The sequence below is a fragment of the Erythrobacter sp. K21-9 genome, assembly GCF_055808355.1.
This window is the reverse complement of sequence record NZ_CM147866.1, coordinates 1575974-1595393: the sequence shown is the minus strand read 5'-3', so window position 1 is coordinate 1595393 and position 19420 is coordinate 1575974. Positions and strand designations below refer to the sequence as shown.

General features: G+C 62.0%; 20 protein-coding genes and 1 tRNA gene. 7 read left to right on the top strand and 14 right to left on the bottom strand.

Annotated features, from left to right (window positions below; all coding sequences use genetic code 11):
- Positions 1 to 126: 126 nt before the first annotated feature.
- The 3 genes from AC0L39_RS08035 to AC0L39_RS08025 all read right to left on the bottom strand — a co-directional run bounded on the left by AC0L39_RS08035 (position 127) and on the right by AC0L39_RS08025 (position 3333).
- Positions 127 to 1512, bottom strand: coding sequence for a TIGR03013 family XrtA/PEP-CTERM system glycosyltransferase (locus AC0L39_RS08035; protein WP_473262165.1), 1386 nt, complete (start codon positions 1510 to 1512; stop codon positions 127 to 129).
- Between the two features lie 126 nt (positions 1513 to 1638).
- The gene (locus AC0L39_RS08030) at positions 1639 to 1926 is read right to left on the bottom strand and encodes a hypothetical protein (RefSeq protein WP_473262162.1); all 288 of its coding nucleotides are present in this window, start codon (positions 1924 to 1926) and stop codon (positions 1639 to 1641) included.
- Positions 1927 to 2004: 78 nt separating this feature from the next.
- Positions 2005 to 3333, bottom strand: coding sequence for a helix-turn-helix domain-containing protein (locus AC0L39_RS08025; protein ID WP_473262160.1), 1329 nt, complete (start codon positions 3331 to 3333; stop codon positions 2005 to 2007).
- Between the two features lie 153 nt (positions 3334 to 3486).
- Here AC0L39_RS08025 and AC0L39_RS08020 point away from each other — a divergent pair, with 153 nt between their 5' ends.
- Complete coding sequence (locus tag AC0L39_RS08020) at positions 3487 to 5085, top strand: isocitrate lyase (protein ID WP_473262157.1); 1599 nt, start codon at positions 3487 to 3489, stop codon at positions 5083 to 5085.
- 138 nt (positions 5086 to 5223) lie between these two features.
- Complete coding sequence (locus AC0L39_RS08015; protein ID WP_473262155.1) at positions 5224 to 5409, top strand: hypothetical protein; 186 nt, start codon at positions 5224 to 5226, stop codon at positions 5407 to 5409.
- Positions 5410 to 5642: 233 nt separating this feature from the next.
- Here the strand turns inward: AC0L39_RS08015 and AC0L39_RS08010 are convergent, their stop codons facing one another.
- Together AC0L39_RS08010 and AC0L39_RS08005 are read right to left on the bottom strand one after the other, a co-directional pair.
- Positions 5643 to 6965, bottom strand: coding sequence for an amidohydrolase (locus AC0L39_RS08010; protein WP_473262153.1), 1323 nt, complete (start codon positions 6963 to 6965; stop codon positions 5643 to 5645).
- Between the two features lie 166 nt (positions 6966 to 7131).
- On the bottom strand, positions 7132 to 8931 hold the full coding sequence (locus tag AC0L39_RS08005; RefSeq protein ID WP_473262152.1) for an SLC13 family permease: 1800 nt from the start codon (positions 8929 to 8931) through the stop codon (positions 7132 to 7134).
- 128 nt (positions 8932 to 9059) lie between these two features.
- On the opposite strand from AC0L39_RS08005, the gene AC0L39_RS08000 reads away from it, so the two are divergent.
- Together AC0L39_RS08000 and AC0L39_RS07995 are read left to right on the top strand one after the other, a co-directional pair.
- On the top strand, positions 9060 to 10109 hold the full coding sequence (locus AC0L39_RS08000) for a zinc-binding dehydrogenase (protein WP_473262151.1): 1050 nt from the start codon (positions 9060 to 9062) through the stop codon (positions 10107 to 10109).
- Positions 10110 to 10153: 44 nt separating this feature from the next.
- Positions 10154 to 10238, top strand: a tRNA-Leu gene (locus AC0L39_RS07995).
- A gap of 41 nt (positions 10239 to 10279) precedes the next feature.
- Here AC0L39_RS07995 and AC0L39_RS07990 read toward each other — a convergent pair.
- Both AC0L39_RS07990 and efp read right to left on the bottom strand, forming a co-directional pair.
- Positions 10280 to 11098 carry an inositol monophosphatase family protein gene (locus AC0L39_RS07990; RefSeq protein ID WP_473262150.1) on the bottom strand — a complete coding sequence of 273 codons (819 nt, stop codon included), beginning with the start codon at positions 11096 to 11098 and terminating at the stop codon, positions 10280 to 10282.
- 6 nt (positions 11099 to 11104) lie between these two features.
- On the bottom strand, positions 11105 to 11668 hold the full coding sequence (efp, locus tag AC0L39_RS07985; protein WP_473262149.1) for an elongation factor P: 564 nt from the start codon (positions 11666 to 11668) through the stop codon (positions 11105 to 11107).
- 222 nt (positions 11669 to 11890) lie between these two features.
- Here efp and AC0L39_RS07980 point away from each other — a divergent pair, with 222 nt between their 5' ends.
- A complete protein-coding gene (locus AC0L39_RS07980) occupies positions 11891 to 12262 on the top strand; it encodes an elongation factor P (RefSeq protein ID WP_473262148.1) in 372 nt (123 codons plus the stop codon).
- A 15-nt stretch (positions 12263 to 12277) separates the two neighbouring features.
- Here the strand turns inward: AC0L39_RS07980 and AC0L39_RS07975 are convergent, their stop codons facing one another.
- From AC0L39_RS07975 to thiE, 3 genes are read right to left on the bottom strand one after another with little or no spacing between them, the layout of a single operon-like run.
- Complete coding sequence (locus AC0L39_RS07975; RefSeq protein WP_473262146.1) at positions 12278 to 12982, bottom strand: M23 family metallopeptidase; 705 nt, start codon at positions 12980 to 12982, stop codon at positions 12278 to 12280.
- Positions 12983 to 13016: 34 nt separating this feature from the next.
- Entirely contained in the window at positions 13017 to 14249 is a 1233-nt protein-coding gene (locus AC0L39_RS07970; protein WP_473262145.1) for a L,D-transpeptidase family protein, read from the bottom strand.
- A gap of 53 nt (positions 14250 to 14302) precedes the next feature.
- On the bottom strand, positions 14303 to 14944 hold the full coding sequence (thiE, locus tag AC0L39_RS07965) for a thiamine phosphate synthase (protein ID WP_473262144.1): 642 nt from the start codon (positions 14942 to 14944) through the stop codon (positions 14303 to 14305).
- Between the two features lie 150 nt (positions 14945 to 15094).
- Here thiE and AC0L39_RS07960 point away from each other — a divergent pair, with 150 nt between their 5' ends.
- Positions 15095 to 15496 carry a hypothetical protein gene (locus AC0L39_RS07960; RefSeq protein WP_473262142.1) on the top strand — a complete coding sequence of 134 codons (402 nt, stop codon included), beginning with the start codon at positions 15095 to 15097 and terminating at the stop codon, positions 15494 to 15496.
- A gap of 11 nt (positions 15497 to 15507) precedes the next feature.
- On the opposite strand, the gene AC0L39_RS07955 is transcribed toward AC0L39_RS07960, so the two are convergent.
- Positions 15508 to 16401: a fructose bisphosphate aldolase gene (locus AC0L39_RS07955; RefSeq protein WP_473262141.1), complete on the bottom strand. Its 894-nt coding sequence runs from the start codon at positions 16399 to 16401 to the stop codon at positions 15508 to 15510.
- 139 nt (positions 16402 to 16540) lie between these two features.
- Between AC0L39_RS07955 and AC0L39_RS07950 the strand changes: the two genes are divergently transcribed.
- The gene (locus tag AC0L39_RS07950; protein ID WP_473262139.1) at positions 16541 to 17296 is read left to right on the top strand and encodes a flavodoxin family protein; all 756 of its coding nucleotides are present in this window, start codon (positions 16541 to 16543) and stop codon (positions 17294 to 17296) included.
- Between the two features lie 4 nt (positions 17297 to 17300).
- Here the strand turns inward: AC0L39_RS07950 and AC0L39_RS07945 are convergent, their stop codons facing one another.
- Genes AC0L39_RS07945 through AC0L39_RS07935 form a run of 3 tightly spaced genes read right to left on the bottom strand, consistent with a single transcriptional unit; the run spans position 17301 to position 19404 of the window.
- Complete coding sequence (locus AC0L39_RS07945) at positions 17301 to 17756, bottom strand: PaaI family thioesterase (RefSeq protein WP_473262137.1); 456 nt, start codon at positions 17754 to 17756, stop codon at positions 17301 to 17303.
- 7 nt (positions 17757 to 17763) lie between these two features.
- A complete protein-coding gene (locus AC0L39_RS07940) occupies positions 17764 to 18189 on the bottom strand; it encodes a nuclear transport factor 2 family protein (RefSeq protein WP_473262136.1) in 426 nt (141 codons plus the stop codon).
- Positions 18190 to 18204: 15 nt separating this feature from the next.
- On the bottom strand, positions 18205 to 19404 hold the full coding sequence (locus AC0L39_RS07935; protein WP_473262135.1) for a phosphoglycerate kinase: 1200 nt from the start codon (positions 19402 to 19404) through the stop codon (positions 18205 to 18207).
- Between the last annotated feature and the right edge of the window lie 16 nt (positions 19405 to 19420).

Sequence of the window (19420 nt, the reverse complement as noted above, 5' to 3'; positions counted from 1 at the left end):
ACCGGCGGTCGGGCCGCGCCGCGTCTCCAAAACGGGCGATCCAAACTGCGGCACCCGCGCTTAGAACTGCCCCTGCAATGTAGCACGCCATGCGTGCGTAGAGGTCGATGACAGAGAAATCGAACATCAGCGCGCGCCCTCCGGCCATAGGATCACGCGCACGGTCTGAAGCAGGATCACCAGATCGAGAAAGGGCGTGTAATTCTTGGCGTAATACAGGTCGTATTCGAGCTTCTTGCGGCTGTCCTCGTTCGATGCGGCGTACGGATAATTGATCTGCGCCCAACCGGTGATACCCGGTTTGACCATATGGCGTTCGCCGTAGAACGGTATGTCTTCCTGCAACGTATCGACGAATTGCGGCACTTCGGGACGCGGGCCGACAAAGCTCATCTCGCCTTTGAGCACGCTCCATGTCTGCGGCAGTTCATCGATCCGCACCTTGCGGATGAAGCGTCCGATCCGGGTTATCCGGGGATCGTTCTCGCTGGCCCATTGCGAGCCGTCCTTTTCGGCATCGGTCCGCATCGAGCGCAGCTTGATAAGGTTAAACGTCTGACCGAACAGGCCGACGCGCTTTTGCCGAAAGAAGGCGGGCCCGTCGCTGTCGAGCTTCACCAGCACTGCGAAGATTGCGATGATAGGCACGGTGAGGATCAGCAGGATCAGGCTGGCGGTAATGTCGAACACACGCTTGATCGCGCTCGACAGCATTCGCCCGCTCGAAAATCCGTCGGAGAAGATCAGCCAGCTCGGATTGACGGTGTCGAGATCAACCCGGCCCGTCTCGCGCTCCAGGAAGCTGGAGAAGTCGTTGACGTGCACGCCCTTGGTTTTCATCCGCAGCAGGTCCCCCAGCGGCAGGGCGTTGCGGCGCTCTTGCAACGAGAGCACCACTTCGCTTACGCCGAGATTTTCGACGAACCGGCCAAGGTCGTGGATCGCCTCGCGCGAGATGGCTTCCTCGACCACGCGCTCGGGCTCGCTCATCGCGATATAGGAAACGATTACAAAGCCGCTTTCCTGCTTGTCCGCCAGCTCACGCAGGCGCTGGGCGCGGTCGCCAGCCCCGAGCACCATGACCCGGCGCCGAAATGCCGAAGAGCCAAGGAATGTGTTCAGCAGCAACCTGTCGGCAACGAGCACAAGGACCGCAAAGCCCATCGCATAGAGCAGGGTCGAGCGCCAGAAGGTGCTGCCGGGCAGTAGAAAATCGATGAACGCGAGAGCGATGATCCCCAGGCTGATCGCAACCAGCAGGCGCGCGCCGGCAAACCGCAGACTGCGCAGCGCATACGGTCCGTAGACGCCGACCGAGATCATCGCGGTCCAGACAATCGCAGCCGAACCTGCAAGCGGCAGCCAGCGATCGCCGAGCGACCCCGCATCAACCCCGATCTGGGCCGCGCGCAATTGCCACGCGAGTTCGCCTGCCAGGAAAAGCAGCGCAAAATCGAGCAGGCCGAGAAGTATCACGGCGTGCGGGATATAATGCTTGAACAGGCGGATCATCGGTTTGGACGGCGCTCGCGGTTTGTGTGCGAGTGCCGTCCTAACGACGAGAGTTTAAGTGTCGGTAAATTTTACAGGCCGCTTCGAACACCGCAGCCTGCGCGCTTTTTGATCCTTAACGGATGTTCATTCCCCGCCAGTTACAGAATCCGCTGCATCCTCGGCAGCGTCGCCGATCTGACCGGCGGCTTCTCCGACCTGGTTGGCGGCATCGGTGATCGCCTCATCCTTCGCGATTTCAGCGGTATTTGCCTGCGACATCAGATAAGCCGCAACGGCAATGCCAATCACAAGAATGGCGAGAAAAACCCACTTGGCGCTACCGCCGCCGCCCGAATTGTCATCGCGAACGATATGCGTCGTGTGTGTGTTGCCTGCAGCATCCTCGGTCGTTGAAATGCGTTCTTCAGTCATATTTGCGTCCTCCTGAGCCACCAACATCCTGAATTAGCTTGCGTTCCAAAGAGTTGCAAATTTCTCAATGTAGACAAATTACTCGCTGAGCAGCCGCTTCGGCGCAGGCGTAAGGCAATCCGCGCGTCCGCAGCGGGGGCATCCCACACCCAGCGGGACGGCATCCTCTGGCGCAAGCGATACGCCCCGCGCATGGGCGAGTTCGCCCGCAAACCGTGCCTCCAGGCCCAGGACTACTGACTTGCGCGAAGAACAGGCCACACCGTCCACTTCAACCGTGCGCGCAATCGTGAACCAGTGTTTTGGGACCGCTTCGCCCTCGCCAAACGTGACGGCCTGTGTCAGCAGCGACCCGCGGCTTTCGAATGCGGCATAAGGCACCCAGGCGGGCCAGCGCGCGCCTTCGATCGGATGCATCGCCCCGCTCGCCCCGGCAGTGAAATGCACCATTCGTCCCGTTCGCCCAAAGCGGGCGCTGAAAAATGGCAGACCGCGCTCGCCCACTCTCTGCAAGGTGGTAAGCCGCTGCGCGATCTGGTCGAAACTGGAGGCAAATCGGCGCTGGAGAATATTGACATCGTATCCCGTCTGCTCACAGGCCCTTAGAAACCGGCGATACGGCATCAGCAGCGCCCCTGCGACGTAATCGGTCACATGCTCACGAAAATGTCCGCGCGCCTCGTCAGACGCAAGATTGGCGCCCGCCACAAGCGTGTCGATAACCTCACGCTGTTCAAGCGCGCCAACCTGCCGCGCAATCTGGAACCGGCGCGCGGCTCCGGGAAGCATTTCGGACAGTTGCAATTGCCGCGCATGCAGGTCGAGCCGATGTACGATACCAGGCATGACCTCCACTGGCAGGATGCGGACCGAAAGCTGATGCTTTTCCCGCAGCCTTTCCATCAAGGCCGCTCCGGTATCGCCGCGTGAGAGGCGCAATTCGTCGGCTGTCTGCTCTGCCGCGTGGTCCAGATCGGCAAAGTGGTTCTGCCAGCGTTCAACCGCCTGACGGGCATCGCCTGCCGGATCTTCTGCACGCCCGCTCGCTTCGCCAGCCGTGTCGTAGAGACGAGCGAAGGCGGCCGCCGCCTGCGGGGCCGCCGCCAGGAATTCCTGCACCTCCTCACGGTCGATCCCGAGATCGGCAAACCGCTTGTCCGACATGCGGCGAACGAGTCCGTCCACGCCGCCGATCGCTTCGTCCTCTCGCAGCGAACGCGGATCGAAGTCATATCGCTCTATCACCTGCACAAGTACCCGCGCGGAGAGCGGACGCTGGTTGCGCTCTATGAGGTTGAGATAGCTTGGAGAAATGCCGAGTGAGGCCGCCATTGCAGCCTGTGTCAGCCCTTCGCGTTTGCGCAAGCGGCGCAGGGCCGGGCCTGCGAGGAGAGCAGTGTCAGTCATGTAGCCACTTGTAAATAACTTTACACACTTACACAAGATTTGCCGCATTTCGCGGTATACAGACAAGAAAGTTTGTAAGTTTTCCTGTTATGCTGCGCTGCGGCAGGCCACAGCGATCTCGTAACCCTCCCCAAGATACGAAGGAGATCGACCATGACCTATCAGAACACAGTTTCCCAGATGCAAAGCGTTATCGAGGCCAACGGCCCAAGCTGGGGCGCAATCGACGCCGAAGCCACTGCGCGCATGGCGATCCAGAACCGTTTCCCCACGGGTCTGGACATCGCCAAATACACCGCCAAGATCATGCGCGCCGATATGGAAGCCTATGACGCCAACCCCGCCGACTACACGCAGTCGCTCGGTTGCTGGCACGGCTTCATCGCGCAGCAGAAGATGATCGCGATCAAGAAGCATTTTGGCTCGACCAAGCAGCGCTACCTCTACCTGTCCGGCTGGATGGTTGCAGCGCTGCGCAGCGAGTTCGGTCCGCTTCCCGACCAGTCGATGCACGAAAAGACCAGTGTCCCAGCGCTGATCGAGGAGCTCTACACCTTCCTCAAACAGGCCGATGCCCGCGAGCTTGGCGGCCTGTTCCGCGATCTCGACGCCGCCCGTGAAGCAGGTGACGAGGTCAAGGTGAAGGATATCCAGAACCAGATCGACAATTACGAAACGCATGTCGTGCCGATCATTGCCGATATCGACGCAGGGTTCGGCAATGCCGAGGCAACCTATCTGCTTGCCAAGAAGATGATCGAAGCGGGTGCGTGCGCACTTCAGATCGAAAACCAGGTCTCGGACGAAAAACAGTGCGGCCACCAGGACGGCAAGGTCACGGTCCCGCATGAGGACTTCCACCAGAAGATCCGCGCCTGCCGCCACGCCTTCCTCGAAATGGGCGTAGAAGACGGCGTCATCGTGGCCCGGACCGACAGCCTCGGCGCCGGCCTGACCAAGCAGATCGCCTACACTAAGGAAGAAGGCGATCTCGGCGACCAGTACAACAGCTTCCTCGACTGTGAGGAGGTCGATCCGGCGAACATCAAGAACGGCGACGTCTTCCTGAGCCGCGGCGGCAAGTTGCTGCGTCCCAAGCGCCTCCCGTCCAACCTGTACCAGTTCCGCGCCGGCACCGGCGAAGACCGCTGCGTACTCGACGGCATCACTTCGCTGCAGGCCGGTGCAGACCTGCTGTGGATCGAGACCGAGAAACCGCACGTTGAACAGATCGCAGGGATGGTCGACCGGATCCGCGAAGTCGTCCCCAACGCCAAGCTGGTTTACAACAACTCGCCTTCGTTCAACTGGACGCTCAACTTCCGCCAGCAGGTCTATGACGCATGGGCCGAAGCGGGCAAGGACGTGTCCGGCTATGACCGCGAAGCGCTGATGAGTGTCGAATATGACAGCACCGATCTCGCTGCCGAGGCCGATGAGAAGATCCGCACCTTCCAGGCCGACGCTGCCAAGCGCGCGGGCATCTTCCACCACCTCATCACCCTGCCGACCTACCACACGGCAGCGCTCAGCACCGACAACCTCGCGCGCGAGTACTTCGGCGAGCAGGCGATGCTTGGCTACGTCAAGAACGTCCAGCGCGAGGAGATCCGCCAAGGTATCGCCTGCGTGAAACACCAGAACATGGCCGGTTCCGACATCGGCGATGATCACAAGGAGTACTTCGCCGGCGAAGCTGCGCTGAAAGCGGGCGGCAAGGACAACACGATGAACCAGTTCGAGGCTGCTTGAACAGCTGTCCAAGCCATCCGAACTGGCTGGACGTTTCCGCAGGGCCGCGCCCCTTACGGCCTTGCGGGAACCTTCCAGTCCCTCCATTAGCTTAACCATCGTCACCACGTCCGCGACAGGACCAGGGAGAGAGACACGATGAGCGACACCGATACACCCAAGACTGAACCGTCGCGCGCCCGCGCGCTGCTTTCGACCGCGGACATGAAGCTGCTTCGCCGCGCGCTGGAGAGCCACGCCCGGGGCACCGAAGACCGCGACGAGCTTGCCAAGATCAACGCGCTGCACCACCGGCTCGGCACCTACGTGCCTTCCTCCGAATAGGAAAGCGCGGAACCCGCATCAGTTCTCCTGGGGAGGAGAATACGGCCGCCGGAACGCTGCGATCTGCAGCGCTTCGGCGGTCGTTACTTTTTTGATGCCCTACCGCTTCGCTACTTTAGGGCGTTTTGGCTGCCCTACCGCTTCGCTGCTTGAGGGCGTTTTTGTCTGCCCTACCGCTCCGCTGCTTGAGGGCCTCTTGTCTATCCTACCGCTTCGCTACTTGAGGGCGGTGATCACCCCCCGCTTTTCGGCATCAGGTCCAGGGTCGCCGCTGTCATTGCCTCGGTAGCGGTCGCGATAACCACCTCTGCATCGGGTGCCCAGAAGGGTGAGTGCAGGCTGACCAGCTCAACCTCGCCGCGCTGCGCCGCCTCATAGCGTTCCATCGGCACACCTCCGACCCAGAAGATCAGCGATTCGATGTTCTCCGGATCGGCCAGGTAGAACTGCCCGAAATCCTCGCCGCCCATCACCGGCGGCACTTCCCTGATCCGGTCGCCAAAGCGGCCTGCGAGCCCCGTCATGACCTGCTCGGTGAATTCGGGCGTATTGTAGGTCGATGGCAGGTAAGGCTCCTGCACCGTCACGGTCGGCAGCATGTCATCGGGCAGCCCTGCCGCCATCGCCTCGGCCCGCGCGATCCGCCTGATCCCTTCAAGCAGCGCCGCGCGCGATTCCGCACCGTAGGACCGCACCGTCAATTGCAGCTTCGCTTCATCTGGGATGATGTTGTGCTTCGCCCCGGCGAGGAAGCTGCCGACCGTCACCACAGCGGAATCCAGCGGATTCGTCTCGCGGCTCACCAGCGTTTGCAGCCGCATCACGATCGAGGATGCAATCACGATCGGATCCTTGGTCGTATGCGGATAGGCACCGTGCCCGCCCACGCCCTTGACCGAGATGTCCACGCTGTCGACATTGGCGAGCGCATATCCCTTGGCATAGCCGATGAAGCCCGCAGGCGCGCCTGCCGCGTCGTGGAAGCCAAGCACGTAATCGGGCTTGGGAAAGCGTTCGAACAGGCCGTCGTCAAGCATGGCGAGCGCGCCCAGACCCAGCTCCTCGGCAGGCTGGAGGATCATCACCAGCGTCCCCGACCACGCATCGCGGCTCTCGGCCAGCAGCTGCGCTGCACCGACCCACGCGGCCATGTGCGTATCGTGCCCGCAGGCGCGCATGATGCCGCTTTCGACCCCGCTTGCCGGGACACCGCGCACCTTGGAGGCGTAAGGCAGTCCCGTCTGCTCGGTCACGGGTAGCCCGTCCATGTCGGCGCGCAGCATCACCGTAGGGCCTTCGCCATTGCGCATCACCGCAACGACGCCGGTCTGTCCGACGCCTTCGGTCACCTCGAAGCCCAGTTCGCGGGCACGGGCGGCGAGCTTCTCGGCGGTCTTGAATTCTTGGAAACTGAGCTCCGGATTGGCGCGCAGGTCCTTATAAACCTCCATCAGGCCCGGCATGTCTTCCAACACCGCATCGCGCAGTTCGTCGGCCTGCGCCGGTGCCGCCAGTGCCAAGGCGCAAACACCCGTCAATATCGCTGCAATCCTCATTCCCAGTCCCCTTCCATCCTCTGGCCATGAGACACATGAGACAGTGTCCTGGGCGCAAAAACCGCTTTCCCGGATCGGCGCTCTCCATCGCCCCGACCCAAGCTTCGTTTATCCATCGCCATGCACCGCTATTGCCACTGGCAAACGCAGTAGGAAAGCGCGGCGATTACAGGCCGTACCACAGCGCCAGCAACACCGAGAGCGTCGTCACCATCAACGCGACCAGCGGCACGCCGGTTCGGATGTAATCGGAGAAATCGTAATTACCCTCGGCCATGATCAGCATGTTGGTCTGATAGGCAATCGGCGTCGCGTAGCAGAGGTTGCAGCCAAACAGCACGGCCAGCACCAGCGGCTCGGCAGGCAGGCCAAGCTGTGCGGCAATGCTGAATGCAATCGGAGTGCCGACAGTCGCGGCGGTCGCGTTCGAGGCGAAGTTCGTCAGCACGGTCACGAACGCCATGATCGCGGCGAGCACCAATGCGGGCGGCAACACGCCAAGCCCGATCGATAGCGCTTCTCCCAGCCAGGCAGCCGCCCCGCTTTCATCAATGACGCGCCCGATTGCAATACTGGCCGCGACCAGCACGATCACTTGCCCGGACAGCGCCCTGCCCACACGGTCGAACTTCACGCAGCCGGTCACGAACATCAGGATCGCGCCTGCCAGCGCGGAGATCGCGATCGGGAAGATACCGAAAGAGGCCGTCAGCACCGCAAAGCCCATGATGACCGCCGATAGCAGCGCCTTGGACCGGCGCGGCAGCTCGCGCGCGCCTTCGAGCATCAACAGGCTGTCTGCGCGGGCGAAAGACTGGAGGTCGGCTTGAAGGCCCATGACGAGCAGCACGTCGCCTTCCATCATGCGCAGATCGCCGCCGCCCGAATACTGGTCTTTCTCACCCAGCAACCGCTCCGGGCGGTGGATGCCGAGCACCGCGACACCGTAGAGGTCGGCAATGCCCGAGGATGGCAAGGTCCGCGTGAGCAGGCGGGAATCGGCGGTAACGGTCATTTCGACCACCATGATGTCCTCACCGGATGCCGATGCGTTACGCTTGATCCGGTCGAGCACCCAGTTCGGAGCAAGCTCACCCTTGAGTTCGCGCACCGCATCTTCAAGCGCTTCGTGCGATCCGGATATATGCAGGCGCTGTTGCACCTGCATCGGGCCGGTTGGCTCACCATGATAGCGGATTCCGTCGGGCAGGCTCGTCACGAGTTCGGCGGCGTTCTTGCCGACCAGCGCGCTGTCATTGCCGATCCTCAGGCGCGTGTGGAACCGCCTGAAATTATCGTCCGCCTCGACCCGGTTGTCATCGAGCAGGCGCGGCATAACCAGCCACATATAGGGCAGCGCAACCAGCCCGGCGAGCAGCACCAGCGGAGTGAAATCGAACACCCCGATCTCGCGCATGCCCAGATCGACCGCGATGGATACGACGAGAATATTGGTCGAGGTGCCGATTGTCGTTGCGAGACCGCCGATCAGCGAGGCTGAATTGAGCGGCATGAGCGTCTTCGATGTCGGCAGCGCTCCGCGCTGCGCAAGTGCTGCGAAGATCGGGATCATCAGCACCAGGACCGGAGTGTTGTTGACGAACATCGACAGGAAAAACGCAATCAGCAGCGAGACGAGCAAGCCCAGCTGAAGGTTCATCTTGAATACGCGTTCAAGGATGCGCGCGGCAGGCTCCAGCGCGCCGGTCACGACCAGCCCCCGGCCCATGACCATCAGGGCGCAGATCGTGATCAGCGCGTAATGTCCGAAACCGCCAAATGCGAGCGCCAGCCCATCTATCGGGCGCGTCCCTTCGAGCGGGAAGAAGTAGAGTCCGACCGCGATTACCGCGATGGTCAGCAGCGAGACGATCTCAATCGACATGCGCCCGCGAACAAAGCCCACGAACATGAGGACAGTGACCACCATCGCGGCCAGTGCATGATAGGATGGGAAGTCGATCATCTCGGGTTCCCGCGACTTCTCAACTTAGCGACAGAAGATCAAGCGATTTTAGCCGAATGCCACGCTTGCGCTTGTGTGCCTGCGCCGCGATAGTGCCGTCCCAACGGATCGGCAAAAGGGAGATCTCGATGAAAGCCTTGGTGTTCAACGGACCGCGCGACATCCGCTATGAAAGCTATGCCGATCCGGAGCTTCGCAGCGCCAACAGCGCGATCCTGAAGGTCGAGAGCTGTTCGATCTGCGGCAGCGACCTGCACATGTATCACGGCGCGCATATCGGTAAGACCGAATACAGCGCCGATGCACCGAAGTTTTGCTGCGGGCACGAATTTATCGGCGAAGTGGTTGAAACCGGCAGGGACGTTCACGCCTTCAAGGTCGGCGACAAGGTGCTGGCGGTCGGCGGAACCGGCTGCGGCACGTGCCCGCAATGCCTAGCTGGAAAAGTTCTCGCCTGCCGCGAAGCGACCGCATTCGGCATCGGGCCGAAACTTCAGGGCGGTCAGGCGGAATTCGTCAACGTACCGAATGCCGATGCGACGCTTTATTCGACCGACGGGCTGACGGACGAACAGGCGCTGCTGCTGACAGATGGCATGGCGACGGCGTATTTCGGCCTTACCCGCGCCGATCCTCAGCCGGGCGGGACCGTGGCTGTCGTGGGCCTCGGCCCGATCGGGATCATCGCGGTGGAGCTCGCTTTCCTGCTTGGCGCATCGCGGGTGTTCGCCATCGACCCGGTCGCATCGCGCCGGGACATGGCCGCCGCGCTCGGGGCGGAGGTGTTCGCGCCCGGCCCTGATCTTTCGGCGCAGATCACGGAGGCAACCGGCGGAGTGGGCGTGCAATCGGTGTTCGAGGCCTCCGGCGCGAAAGGTGCGATCAATTCGGTGCTGCCGCTCGTCGCGCGTCAGGGAACAGCCAGTTTCATCGGCATCCCGGAGCCCGACGATGCGCTGCCGCTACCGCTCATCATGTTCAAGAACGTGACGGTGCGCGGCGGCATTTGCGAAGTGCAGAACATGTGGCCGCATCTTGTCCCGCTGGTTCAATCGGGCCGGATCAAGTCCGATGGACTGTTCAGCCACACCTTCGATCTGAGCGAAGGAGCCCAGGCCTACAAGCTTTTCGACAGCCGCGACGAAGGCGTGATCAAATTGAGGATCGATGTGGGTTGATAGAGCGCGTCCGGCTCGCTAACAGCCGCGCTCTGCTCAGGTGTGCCCCTGTGGTGGAATTGGTAGACGCGAGCGACTCAAAATCGCTTTCCTTCGGGAGTGCCCGTTCGAGTCGGGCCAGGGGCACCACTATTTCTGCGCTATCGCTCCGCTGCTTGAGCGCAGAAACCCTACCGCAGACTTCCCGCCAGAATCTTGTGCAGGCGCGAGTGTAGCGCGTCGTTCGCCGCCAGCACCTGCGCGGAATGGATCGGATTGGAACGTCCGCGGAAATCGGAGACGAAGCCGCCTGCCTCGCGCACCAGCAAGCAGCCCGCAGCGGTGTCCCAATCGTTGAGGCCGCTCTCCCAGAACCCGTCAAAGCGCCCCTGCGCCAGATAGGCCATGTCGAGCGATGCGGCGCCGAACCGGCGGATACCGGCAACTTCCGGACCGATGGCACCGAAAATGCGGCTCCATTCTGCGAAGTCACCGTGACCCTGAAACGGGATGCCGGTTGCGATAAGGGCTTCCGACAACTGGCGGCGACCCGAAACGCGCAGGCGCGCATCCTGCAGCCATGCACCGCGCGTCTTCTCCGCCCAATAGGTCTCGTCATTGATCGGGTGGTAGATGACCGCAGCGGTGACATCGCCCCAGCCTTTTCCGTCGAGCCGCGGCTCCTGGACCGCGATGCTGATCGCGAAATGCGGGATGCCGTGAAGGAAATTGGAGGTGCCGTCGAGCGGATCGACGATCCAGCGCGGCATTCCCTCATCGCCCTCGATCACGCCCGCTTCTTCGAGCACAAAGCCCCAGCCCGGACGGGCATTGAGGAGTTCATCGTAAAGGATGCGCTCGGCGCGCATATCGGCCTTGGACACGAAGTCCGCCGGGCCCTTGCGGCTTACCTGAAGGTGTTCGACCTCGCCGAAATCGCGCCGCAAACGGTTGCCCGCCTTGCGCGCGGCGCGTTCCATGACGCGGATCAGGCCTGAAAACATGCTCATGCCGGCTTAGCTCGCTTTTCCGACATAGGTCTGCTCGTAGACATCCACGATAATCCGCGTGCCGCTTTCGATGTGCGGCGGCACCATGATGCGAACGCCGTTGTCGAGCACGGCCGGCTTGTAGCTGGAGGAGGCGGTCTGCCCCTTCACAACCGCGTCGGCCTCGACAATCTCGGCCTCGATCTGCTGCGGCAGCTCGACGCTGATCGGCTTTTCCTCCCACAGCTCCAGCTTGACCTGCATCCCGTCCTGCAGGAACGGGCGCGCATCGCCGAGCAGGTCGGAGGGCAGCATGATCTGCTCGTAAGTGTTCTGATCCATGAAGACGAGCATATCGCCGTCTTCATAGAGGAATTGATACTCCTGCGTATCGAGGCGCACCTTTTCTACCGAGTCGGCGCTGCGGAAACGGACATTGGTCTTGCGGCCATCCTGCAGGTTCTTCATTTCGACCTGCATATAGGCCCCGCCTTTGCCGGGCTGGGTGTGCTGAATCTTGGCAACTTTCCAGATGCCTTTTTCATATTCCAGGATGTTGCCGGGACGAATATCGACGCCGCTGATTTTCATGGGGCCGTGTGCCTTTGTATCGGAAGAGACGGCGCTCCGCATTGGGGCGCGCGCGGAATTTATGGATGCGCGCCAATAGCGAAGGCCGCTGCCCACGGCAAGCATCGCTCGCCGATCGCGCGCACCGGCGCCTGTTTCAGCCTCAATTCAGGCAAGCGTGGTTAACCGCGTGGTGTGAAGACGCGCAAACCGCTATGTGCAGGCGCAACAAGGGATTCCGTAATGAAATCAAGTCATGTCTTCCTGCTGACGGCTTTTGCAGCCTTGATCGCTGCCGCTGCGCCCACGCTGGCAGACGCTGCGCAGGCGCCTCCTCCCGGAGGAATGCTGCGCACCATGCCGCACGGCGAATACCAGTGCGCTCTGCCCGGCGATGCCGCTGGCGCTGCTTACACCGTGGTCAACGACGAAGGCTTCACCATCGGCCCTGCATCCAGCTACACCAACGCCGATGGACGCGGCACGTATATCCTGCGCGGCGACAAGCTGAGCTTCACGCGCGGCCCCAAGAAAGGTGAGCAATTCGAGCGCGTCGGCACGAACCAGCTGAAGCGCGGCAAGCTGCTTTGCACGCGGCTTGGCGGGACCGGCTGACTGCGCTGCGGGCAGCTATTGCGCGGCCTGCGTGAGCAGCGGATAGGGGTTCACCGGATTGGATGGCTCCCACCAATCTGCATCCGCCGTGGTTTCCATGATCGAGAAATGAAGGTGAGGCGCGGCAGGGTCGGCGTTGCCGGTGCTTCCGACCGTACCAAGCCGCTGGCCTGCACGGATTGACTGGCCTTCGCGCAGACCCGAGGCGTATTCGGCAAGATGGGCGTAGTAATAGATCGTCTTGCGGTCGCCGCTGCGGACATAGATCGAATTGCCGCCCGGCCCCGACTTGTGGAGCTTGGCGATCATGCCCGGTGCTGCGGCGATGACGTCGGTGCCTTCATCAGCCATGATGTCGATGGCCTCGTGCAGCCGTGATCCGCCGCCGCGATTGTCGTAGAAAGTATCGCTCAGTTCGCCGGGCTCGGTGCCGCGCACCGGTATCATCAGCGCATTCGAACCCGCGCCTTGGGCCTCGCCGGTCCTGTCGCTGGCCGGCGGCGGCGCTTCGCCGCTATCGGTCCCCGCCGGAATGATGGATTCGGGCGCTTCGAAGCCGCCGGGGTCTTCCTGCGCCGTGTCGGCTTGCGCGCTCGCCAAGTCTCCGCCCGTCTGGCGCTCGGTCGCCATGTCGCGGAACGTGCCGCCAAACACGATCCAGATCGCCGATGTCAGCGTGGCGGTGATGATGATCGTCAAAAGCCTGTCAGCAAATTTCATGGCGCCTTACCCCTCTCCAGCAATCGTCCAGCTCCTACGCTTCGAATATCACCTCGGTCGATTGCGAGACCATCTGGCTGAGCCGCGCCGCATCCCAGTTGGTCAGCCGCACGCACCCGCTGCTCTGCGCCCGGCCAATCGTTTCGGGATCGGGCGCGCCGTGGATTCCGTAATGCTCCTTGCTCAGGTCAATCCAGACCACGCCGACGGGAGAGTTAGGCCCCGGAGGCAGCATGAAAGTCTCGCCGTCCGCATCGTCATTGCCCAGCACTTCCGGATCATAACGATAAGGCGGGTTGTAGGCTTCGCCGAGGATGTCCCACTCGCCCAGAGGCAGCGGGAATTCACTCGAACCGGAGCTGACGGTGAACAGCGCGACCAGCTTCTCTCCCTGATATGCCTTCAGCGTGTTGCCGGCCTTGCTCACGACGATGCGGTCGACCTCGGTCTGCTCGGTCCCGACGCCAAGCGATGCGAGCGTCTGCTGCCAGTCGCGGTCCTCGACCGATCCGGGCGCAATCTTGTCGGCACCGATATTCGGAATGCGGACCTGCTGACCTGCGGTGAGGAAAGTCCGATCCGACGTGCTGTCCGTGGCGCGGTCCTCGGTCGGCGACCCGGCGTCCGGACTGTCCGTCCCCGCAGGCTTACCGCCGGGATTGAGCTGTTTGAGCACTTCCACCGTGGTGTGGAACCGCTCTGCCACTTTCTCGTCGAGCGATGTGTAGCCCATGCGTTCAAGCTTGGCTTTATCGGCGGTGTCCTCGGGTATATCCGTGTAGGTTGCATCGGCCCAGCTTGCCGGGATCGTCACGACGCGCGTGGCGGGAATGCGGTCCCACTCTGACAGCGCTTCCCTTGTCGCTTCGTCCAGTTTGCCGGTCCGATCGAGGTCGTTCGCTTCCTGAAAACCCATCAGGGCGTTCTCGGTGCTCATGCCCATCTTGCCGTCGATCACGCCGGGACCAAAGCCGATCCGGTCGAGCACGACCTGCGCCTGCATGATCGGGCGCTTCTCGCTGTCTTCGGGCTCGGTTGATTGTGCAGGATCGCTCTCGGCGTCCTCGCCGCTCTCGTTCAAATATCGGTCGTCGTTCGATGCCATTGTGTCGGCGAGATTGTCGCTGCCGAAGGTTTCGTAACCGTAATCGCTTTCGGCAGGGGTCTGCGCGGTCTGGTCTGTCTCTTCGCCGTCAGAGGTGCTGATATTGCAACCTGCGAGAGTAAGCGCGCAAAGCGCAGCGGCGATTGGCATTGGGCGAAACATTGGCGATCCTCCTATCGGCGAGGCGCAAAAACACCCCGGATACAAGGACTAACTCACGACGCCGCGATTTGCTCCGCAAAGCTGGCGATCACTTGCGCCGCGTCATCGGCGTTCCAGACCGCGCCCGACACCGCGAGGAAATCCGCGCCCGCTTCGATCAGCGGCTTGCAGTTTTCAGGAGTGATGCCGCCGATCGCGACGCAGGGAATCTCGAACAGGGTCGACCACCATTCGAGTATTTCGGTGGTCGCGCGCTCGGCATCGCCCTTGTCCTTGGTCGTGCTGTCGAAAAACGCGCCGAAAGCGACGTAATCTGCGCTGGCCTCACCTGCCTCCATCGCGAGATGCTTCGAAGCGTGGCAGGTCACGCCGATCTGTGCCTCGCGCCCCAGTTCTTCGCGCGCTTCCCTCGGGTCGCCGTCCTCCTGCCCGAGATGCACGCCGTCCGCCTTCAACCTCTTGGCGAGCGGCACGCTGTCATTCACGATGAAGGCAACGTCGTGCTCGGCGCAGATGGCCTGCAGCGGCTCGGCCAACGCGGCCAGTTCGTGCTGGTCAGACGCGCCCTTTACCCGGAACTGGAATGCAGTAACGATGCCCTTGCCCGCGCCAAGCGCACGTTCGAGGCGGTCGGGAAAATCCCCTCCGACAACGGGCGGAGAGATCAGGTAAAGCTGGGTCGCGGTATCACTCATGAGCGCCCCATAGCGCGCCTGACTGATCACGCCAATCGCAGCTGACTTTGCTGGCAACAAAGGCTGACTGTCCCATGGTGAACCAGGCGTAAACCATACGGGATTTCGCCGCGCTCCTGATGTATGTTCAAATCAAAAGGAGCACGCCTGATGACCGCTTTTATCCGCACCGCCCTGCCCGTCGCCGGGATCCTCGCGCTTGCAGCAGCCGCCGCTGCGCAGGACAGCTATGATGCCGTGTACGATGTGGCCTTTTTCGAGCGGGTTGCGGTCGGCGATGTCGAGATCACACCCATCGGCATCCTCGAGGAATCGCGCTGCCCTGATCCGGTGCTCTGTTTTCGCGGCGACCGGCTGACCGTCTCGGCCATCCTGCATCCCTACGACGGCAGAGGCGCCGGAATGCGCGAAATTCCGCTGCGGCTTGGTGAGTTGACCCCCGTACCGGGCGGCGCGCTGTTGCTGACGAGCGCGGGTACTCCGCCGGTGCGCAATGGCGCTATCCCGCTGGGCAAATACAGCCTCGATATCGAATTTATTCCGGAATTCTGATGCCTGCCGGTTCAGCCGGCAACGCTCGCGCAGTAGATCTGGTCGATTGCCTGCTCCAGCGCTTCGTTGAATCGGTGATCGTCCATATTCGCGCGCAGTTCCTCGAGCAGCGCGCGGCTGAAGCTGGCGACCATGCCGCTGTTCTTTTCCAGCTCGGCGCACGCTTCGTCGCGGCTGAACCCGCCCGATAGCGCCACCACGCGCAGCACCTTGGGATGATCGACCAGCGCCTTGTAGGTGTTGGGTTCGACGGGCAGCGAAAGCTTCCACATGACCTGCTTGCCTTCAGGCACGCGGTTCAGCTGGTCGATGGCGCTTGCGAGCAGCATCGCCTCGGCAGCGGATCGCGTTTCGCTTTTCAGGTTCACTTCGGGTTCGAGGATCGGCACCAGGCCGTGGCCGAGGATTTCCAGACCGAAATCCATCTGCTGCGCGATATTGGCGGCGACGCCTTCCTCGTTAGCCTCGTGGATGACCGAGCGCATTTTCGTCCCGAACACGCCAAGTTCCTTTGCCCGCGCGCATTGAGCGGCAAGCTCGGGCATCGGTTTCATCAGTTGCGCACCGTTCTCGGGGTCGTGCATCCCCTTGTCGACCTTCAGAAACGGAACGATGCCCTTGCTTCGCAGCAGCTCCGGGATGGCGATGCCATCCGTGTTGCAGCCGTTCATTGTCTTTTCGAACAGGATCGCGCCGAGGATCTTTTCGCCGGTAAAGCTGGGGCTTTCCACAATCCGGCAGCGCATCTCGTGGATCTTTGCGAACATCTCATCATCGCCCGACCACTCGCTGTCATCGACACCGTAACCGCGCAGCGCCTTGGGCGTGGAGCCGCCCGACTGATCGAGCGCAGCGATAAAGCCCTGCCCGTCCCTGATCTTGGCGGTCATCTCTTCGGTGTTCATCGGAAATCCTTTGTCTTTGCATACCTATGCAACAAGCGGTCGCGCGCGCCTTACCGAGGGCACTGGCGTACTGCAATACCGCCGGCGGAAACAATCCTCTCTTGAGGCGTAAGTCTTTTGAAAAATGGGAGGAACGGCGATGCTGGACGAAACGCAGGAACGCCTGTGCAAGGAGAACAAGACCGACTTTAGCGACCTGCGCGCGGTCTTCATAAACTGCACCCTCAAATACGCGCCCGAAGAAAGCCATACGCAAACCCTTATCGACATGTCGGCCAGTATCATGCGCGAGACCGGGGTCACAGTGGAAGAGGTCCGCGCGACCGATTACGACATCGCCTATGGTGTCTATCCCGACATGACCGAGCACGGTGCAAGCACGGATGACTGGCCCCAGCTGTGGGAAACGGTCGATGCCGCCGACATACTGGTCCTCGGCACGCCGATCTGGCTGGGCGAGAAAAGCTCGGTCTGCCAGATGATCATAGAAAAGCTCTACGCACATTCGGGCCAGCAGAACGACCGCGGCCAGTACGTATTCTATGGCAAGGTTGGCGGTTGCCTCGTCACCGGTAATGAGGACGGGATCAAGCATGTCGGCATGGGCGTGCTCTATTCGATGCAGCACGTCGGCTTCACGATACCGCCGCAGGCCGATGCCGGATGGATCGGGGAGGCTGGCCCTGGACCCTCTTTCGGCGACAAGCTGGACGATGGTTCGCGCGCAGGGTTCGACAATGGTTTTACGCGCCGAAACACGACCTTCATGACATGGAACCTCATGCACCTCGCGCGGATGCTCAAGGATACAGGGGGCTTTCCCGCCTATGGCAATTCGAAGGAATTGTGGGACGAAGGCTACCGCTTCGACGCGCCCAACCCGGAATACCGCTGAGCGTTCAGCTCTTGCTGAAACGCCGGATGATGCCGGTAAAGCTGAGCGCGGGCTCACCGTCACCGGTGATCAGGCCGCGAACAAATATCGTCTTGCCGCCGCCGCGCGTAACTTCGCCGCGCGCCTCGACCAGTGCGCCCTTTGACACTGCGCCCAGAAAGTCGCCGGACAGGTTCATCGTCACCGCATTGGCTCCGTCCAGCGCGTCGGTGGCAATCGCGAACAGTGCGAAGTCGGCAAAGGTCAGCAGGCAGCCGCCATGCATGAAGCCCGCGCCGTTCATGTGGCGATCCTCGGCGCGAAACGCGCTCAGATAGGTGCCGTCGTCCTCGCGCCGCATGAAGAACGGGCCGGAGTGCGTTTCGTACGGGTCGTGGTTCCAGTGATGCCACCCGGCAAACTCGCCGTCTTCGCAGCGCACGGCATTGCCGTAGCCATATTCGGTCACTGGCTCGCCCATCAAACCATCATTTCCACAATTGCAGCTTTCTGATTCTATCGGCCAGCTCTTCATTCTTGCCGGTCTGGGAAAGGCTGCGTTCGGCCAGTTTCCATCCGCTAAAGCGCGATTTGCGCCACAGGTCGGTAATCATGAATTCACCCGACCAGTCCATCGCGCCGAGTTTAAGTTCGAGCTGCGCGCCCGCCACGTACCATGCGCTGCGCCCATACTTTCGCACGAACGATTCCCCGAGACGAAAGCCGGTGCAGCGAAAGCCCTGCTCGATGGCAGCGACGAAGCTGGGGCGGTCGAGGATTTCAGGAGGCCTCGTCCCGATCATCATCATGAAATCGCGCGCGGCGAGTTTGCGGATCGCACCGGCATCGCGGTGCATCCAGGATTGCATGAAATGAAGCTCGTTCGCTTCTAGGATTGCAGCAATATCGGCCATTAGGTGTCTCCGCCTTCAGGCTTTCAGCGCCGCCACGCCGGGCAATTCCTTGCCTTCCATCCATTCAAGGAAAGCGCCGCCAGCGGTCGAGATGTAGGTAACGTCATCGGTCACACCCGCCTGCGCCAGCGCTGCGACAGTGTCCCCTCCCCCGGCAACGCTGATGAGCGAGCCTTCCTGCGTCAGCGCGGCAGCGTGACGAGCCAGCGCCATGGTCGCGGCGTCGAACGGTTCGGTCTCGAACGCGCCGAGCGGGCCGTTCCACACGAGCGTGCGGCAGGTCTTGAGCACGTCAGCCAGCGCTTCGGTCGCCTGCGGGCCGATATCGAGGATCATCTCGTCGGAGGCGACCTCGTGGACGTTGCAGGTGCGCAGGCTGTCCGGATTGGCGGCGAATTCCTTCGCCACGACGACGTCGTATGGCAGGTGCACCGTGCAACCGGCATGATCGGCCTCATCCAGGATCTTCGCTACGGTATCGGTGAGGTCATGCTCGGCGAGCGATTTGCCGACATCCACACCGCGCGCGGCGAGGAACGTGTTGGCCATGCCGCCGCCGATTATCAGGTGCTGGACCTTTCCAACGAGGTTTTCGAGCACGGCGAGCTTGGTCGAGACTTTCGCTCCGCCGACCACTGCGGCGACGGGTGCTTCGGGATTACCAAGAGCGGCATCGAGCGCTTTAAGGTCCTTCTCCATCGCCCGGCCCGCGTAGGCGGGTAGATAGTGCGCAATGCCCTCGGTCGTCGCGTGCGCACGGTGCGCGGCGCTGAATGCGTCGTTGACGTAGAAATCGCCGTGCGCCGCAATGGCCTGCGCAAAATTTGGATCGTTGCCCTCTTCACCCGGCCAGAAGCGCGTGTTGTCGAGCAGACCGATATCGCCATCGCGCAGGATGCCGATCGATTGCTCGACCACAGGCCCGGCGACTTCTGGAATGAACATCAGCTCCTTGCCGAGCACCTCCTCGACATCCCCCACGACCATGCTGGTCGAAAGCACCGAGGACCGCTTTCCGCCTGGACGCCCGAAATGCGCCAGCAGCAGCACTTTCGCGCCCTTGTCCGCGAGTTCGAGGATCGTCGGCTTGACCGCCTCGACCCGCGTCACATCGGTGGCCGATCCGTCCTTCATCGGAAGGTTGAGATCGACCCGGACTAGCGCAACCTTGCCGGTCACATCTCCGAGATCGTCGAGGGTCTTGAAAGCGGGCATGGCGAGGAGTCTCCGG